The organism is Candidatus Zixiibacteriota bacterium, from assembly GCA_022865345.1.
In the GTDB taxonomy this organism is placed as follows: domain Bacteria; phylum Zixibacteria; class MSB-5A5; order MSB-5A5; family RBG-16-43-9; genus RBG-16-43-9.
Genome location: JALHSU010000117.1, coordinates 1 through 4368, shown reverse-complemented (window position 1 = coordinate 4368; position 4368 = coordinate 1). Strand labels below are relative to the sequence as shown.

Annotated in this window: 7 protein-coding genes; all 7 read right to left on the bottom strand. The window is 41.3% G+C overall.

Annotated features, from left to right (window positions below):
* On the bottom strand, positions 1 to 1212 hold a 1212-nt coding region (locus tag MUP17_05150), incomplete at its 3' end, for a terminase family protein (GenBank protein ID MCJ7458359.1).
* Positions 1213 to 1378: 166 nt separating this feature from the next.
* Positions 1379 to 1630, bottom strand: coding sequence for a hypothetical protein (locus tag MUP17_05145; GenBank protein ID MCJ7458358.1), 252 nt, complete (start codon positions 1628 to 1630; stop codon positions 1379 to 1381).
* An 89-nt stretch (positions 1631 to 1719) separates the two neighbouring features.
* Positions 1720 to 2061: a hypothetical protein gene (locus MUP17_05140; protein ID MCJ7458357.1), complete on the bottom strand. Its 342-nt coding sequence runs from the start codon at positions 2059 to 2061 to the stop codon at positions 1720 to 1722.
* A gap of 86 nt (positions 2062 to 2147) precedes the next feature.
* Entirely contained in the window at positions 2148 to 2309 is a 162-nt protein-coding gene (locus MUP17_05135) for a hypothetical protein (protein MCJ7458356.1), read from the bottom strand.
* 545 nt (positions 2310 to 2854) lie between these two features.
* Entirely contained in the window at positions 2855 to 3082 is a 228-nt protein-coding gene (locus MUP17_05130; protein MCJ7458355.1) for a hypothetical protein, read from the bottom strand.
* 223 nt (positions 3083 to 3305) lie between these two features.
* Complete coding sequence (locus MUP17_05125) at positions 3306 to 3680, bottom strand: hypothetical protein (GenBank protein ID MCJ7458354.1); 375 nt, start codon at positions 3678 to 3680, stop codon at positions 3306 to 3308.
* Between the two features lie 267 nt (positions 3681 to 3947).
* Complete coding sequence (locus MUP17_05120; GenBank protein ID MCJ7458353.1) at positions 3948 to 4106, bottom strand: hypothetical protein; 159 nt, start codon at positions 4104 to 4106, stop codon at positions 3948 to 3950.
* Between the last annotated feature and the right edge of the window lie 262 nt (positions 4107 to 4368).

Here is a 4368-nt window from a genome sequence, read left to right as displayed (position 1 = left end):
CCGTGTTTTGGCACTTTCAATATAACCTAATTTCTCTCTTTTCTTATCTGAAGAGTAAATCTTGCCTCTGTCGTAACCATGAACCACCAAATCTTCTAAGAATCTAGTCCCGAAAGCATCAGCACCGCCGATAACCTTCGGTGAAAAGTATTCTTTTAAGAGTTCGTAGCTCATATACGAGAAAGTATCGGGTAAAATATGATTCGAGTGTATAACGGCGACTAATTCTCTTGAAAGACCGTCCCTTCCCTCTATCCAGAGGACTGAATAATCTCCTCCACGCCCTTCTGCCATATCCACGCCTGCGATATATTGAACTCCAACCTTGGGACGGTGATAGATATGGATGACTCCCTGGCGAATTTCCTCTTCTTTGAGAGCTTCCTGCTGCAATTTCTGTAAAATCCCAGCATCAAAAACTGTTCGTCCCGTAATCGGGCTAAGAGCCTCTTCTTCCGTCTGTGGATAGTCAGCTCTGAACTGCCATTCCAAATAATAATCTCTTTTAACTCTCTCGAACCACTCGGCATCTCGCCCAGGGACGGCATCCCTAGGAATGAATATAGGGTGAAAGTTGTTGTTTCCCCTTTTGGCTTCTCTCCACAGTATCTTGAAATGAGAATCTAAAGTCGTAGGGTCAACTGTTGAAACAACAATTCCATGTGCCCCAGCATCTATTGTAGGCTTAAGATGTGCCCAATTCTCTTTAGCGTAAGGATGAAACTCGTTCTCATCCCAGATTACTAAAGAGGCGGTCTCTCCCATACCAGCCGTCTCTGTTGAGGGTAAAGTGTGAGTCTTGCTATGGGTACTCTCAAAGGACATTGAGAAGACGCTGTCGTGTCCGGGGTTTAATTGAAGATGTTTTGGTAATTGAGAGTAAATAAACTTTGCCTTGCTGAGTAACTCCGCAGCTTCAGTCTCCCCCTTGGAAATCATAATCACATTTCCGCCTGTCTTGTAACACCACCAGATTGCTATGGCTGCCAGAGTCCATGAAATCCCTACCTGCTTGGATTTTAAGACAATTATTTGAGAATACTTGTAAATCGCCTTAATGAATTCCACAAGATGAGGCCACATTTGAAAGGGAATAATCTGGTTCGTAGTGGCGTCTAAAATCTTGACATACTCAAAGAACTTTAACGGGTCTAGTATGTCTATCTTTTGCCCGATTTGGTCTATGATTGGTAGTTCATCTTGTTTTATCATCTACCCAATCATCGTATATATACGAAACCCCAGTAGGGGGTAGTTCATTCGTAATGCCAAAGTATATATATGTATCACTAGACCATTCGACATATTCACTTATTACCTCATGGAGTCCATTTGAGTACATAATCTCCTATTCTCCTTTAGTCAAGCCCTGAGAGGCTTAAATTTCAGCCCTGTCGGTGTCCTGACTAGTATTTCCCCCCACCGTGTAATCCCAGTCCTTACCCTGGACACCCATCCTGGTTGTCGTTGTTCCAGTTGTACAGTTATCACCAGTGACTGTCGTGTAAGATGGTTCTTGTGGCTTGAGAAGCAATACCAACATCTTCTCTACCTCTCCCTGACTTTCTATAATATTCGCCTGGTTGTGTACTATTTCTCGCAATAAGTTGATTTCTTCTTCTGGACTCACATTCCCTCCTTAGACCCTGAGAGGCTTAAATTTGCCCCTTGATTGTGTCGGGGATACATTTATACCCCCTGATGTGCTTATCCCCTGTTTCATGGGATTAAACTTTCTAACTTAACTGTCAATTCTTCACTAGCTTCATCTATTTCATGCTTTGAAGAATAACGATAGTGCCCATACTCCTCTAATTTGCCTATCAATAAATGTATTGCCTCATGTTTGGCACTTTCCTTAACATCCTTGTAGGGTCTAGCCTCATCAGATACTTTACTGTTTAATCTTACAGTGGCTACCATACTGTCTTGATTGACAGAAATAGAGGCATAAGAACTATCTAATGGCTCGTATTTGAAATAAACTTTGTAGCCAGTTAGTCCAAATAGTTTCTGCCACTTCTTGAACTCACTCTGAAATAAAGCAAAGTCTTTGTTCATTGTAGTTTTACTTGCGGTCTTTGTAGTTGACCCCAGTATCTCAGGCTTATGAAGCCTACGACTTACCGTTTGTCCTACCCACTATGCTATTCCTTAGTGTATGTACCATTGGCCTTGGCTGCTTTGATTAACTCCCGTACCTCAATGTCTGTGATGGATGGTAACTCACAATCATCAACAATCCAATATCGAATATCTAGTGTGCCATCTGTATGCTCTTTGATTGTTCCAATTCGCTTTATATCCATAAACTCTCCTTATTTTTTGAAAGTGGAGATGACTTCCATTTTTGTGATTACTTTTCTTGGGATAACCATAGTGTCGTCAATGTCATGTTCGCTAATGCTATGAGTCACCCCAATACTTCCCCTTTTTACCTTAATCAATATTCCGCAGGAGATACAACTAGAAGGTTCAAACTCCTTAGACTTATCACTATCCCGCCAGCCATGCCAACTGGTACTATCAACCCACTCTACCTTTACTATCTTGTGTGTTTTAATGGTTCGCCTCCTTTGCATAATTGCTATTTCGGATTCTGGAGTTAGAGTTGCGTGGAAACTGGATTATGCTTGGGAACTCGCCTCAGAACACCTTTCTCATTATACTCATAAGGACATGAGCAGTATGCCAACACGCAGCCACAACCCTCACACGTTGATAAGTCTCTCACTCCACGAGCCTTCCATTTGGCATCCCAGTCATAAACTTTTACATATATTTGCTCGTACATATGTAGTCTCCTTGTTTGGCATAAATACTATTTCGGATTCTGGAGTTAGCGGGGATAGTTTCACTCTTGCTTTTCTCCTAGCTCACTTTCGCTCATCCAGCAGCCAAAGTTAGCCCCGTAGTCTTCAAAACGATATTGCGGTTCGTCAAAGGAAACCTGCTCATCATCGTGAGTCATGATTTCTACAACTGGCAAAGTTAGATAATAATCGTGGTCGCTATATATGCCACGATAAATGTTAATTCTAAATTTGTCGCCAACTTTATATTTCGCTATCATTGTTGACATAACCACTATTCCTAATTTCAGAGTTAGCGTTGCGTGAACGAGGTTCGCTATTAGTCATCATTGTTGTTTTTATTGGTATGGTATTCTTTGTTGTTGATGTTCCGTTAAGAAAAGACTAAACCCTCTCAGCTTCAGCCGTATTTGCTTGGTACGGTGGGGCAAAGATTAGACAGGATAATACATTAGCTTCAGAACACTTCGCAAAACTGCACCTTTGCGAAGTCTAGCTATCAATTAGCTTTACTTCACCCTCTATAACATCTGTCATTGCGGGTAATGACGCCCTCTGTGCTATCCGGTAACGCTCTAAGAGAAGGTCAATCTGGTCTGCTGTGAGCTGTATGGTCTCTGTAATGTCAACCTTGACCTGTTGCATGGGCTTCCCTAGTCTTCTATTAAGAAGCTCAATAGCACTCGCTAGGGCCACTGTGTCGGCTGTACTGGCTCCTGTGTCTTTTTGGCAGTAAGGACAGATAACGGGCTTCCCTTTAGCCCATTCTTTAAGGTTACCAAATATTTCCTCCAGGTTTATCTCTTGTATTGCGTCTCTTATTTGACGCTTAACTAACTTCTTTCTACCTGAGCCTGGGCCACCCATAAATATACTCCATTAACTCCTACCTTTTAATATAAGATAATGATTCATTAGATATAGAAAAACATTATTAATAGCCTTTTAATATAGGGTGGGGTGATTATAGGGGAGATAATAAGAGATTATAATTGTATTGACTGGCAAGACATTTTGTTTAAGGCCCCCAGGAGGACTCCAATACGCTACCTCTTCCTTCCACTGCTTAGGTGGATGTTCACCCTTTATGCTTGAACTATGGGGGCATTATCCCACCAGTTAACTCTTATTATATCATTTCTTTCTTTTCTTGCCCGTGGGCTTCCAGCCATGCTCTACACCCCTTAGAAGATTCGCTTGCTTCTTAGCCTTAGTCTTTGTTGTTCCCTTTGCCTTTACTCCATGAGGTGTTGATACTCTGTAACCGTCTACCTTTTTTATTTTAACTGGCATTTCCCCTCCTCAATAGGCTCTTCTAATGTTGTGTTATCCCACGAGTAATCCCAAGTTATATTTTCATTCTTAAAGTCCATAATTTTCTCCAAAGCTAAGATTTTCTTTTTTGTTCGTAACCTTACACGGTATTTAATTTGTGTATTCGTTCTTTAAGCTCTTCGCACTCTTGACTATTGTTTCCACTGAAGGTTAGGGCCTCAATAGCTTGTTTCCTACGCACAATCAGAAATGGAAGTAAGTCTCTTAATATCCCTTTTAT

Coding starts and splice junctions, on each gene's coding strand:
- MUP17_05140 (MCJ7458357.1), bottom strand. CDS start 2,061: ATGAACAAAGACTTTGCTTTATTTCAGAGTGAGTTCAAGAAGTGGCAG.
- MUP17_05130 (MCJ7458355.1), bottom strand. CDS start 3,082: ATGTCAACAATGATAGCGAAATATAAAGTTGGCGACAAATTTAGAATT.
- MUP17_05135 (MCJ7458356.1), bottom strand. CDS start 2,309: ATGGATATAAAGCGAATTGGAACAATCAAAGAGCATACAGATGGCACA.
- MUP17_05125 (MCJ7458354.1), bottom strand. CDS start 3,680: ATGGGTGGCCCAGGCTCAGGTAGAAAGAAGTTAGTTAAGCGTCAAATA.
- MUP17_05120 (MCJ7458353.1), bottom strand. CDS start 4,106: ATGCCAGTTAAAATAAAAAAGGTAGACGGTTACAGAGTATCAACACCT.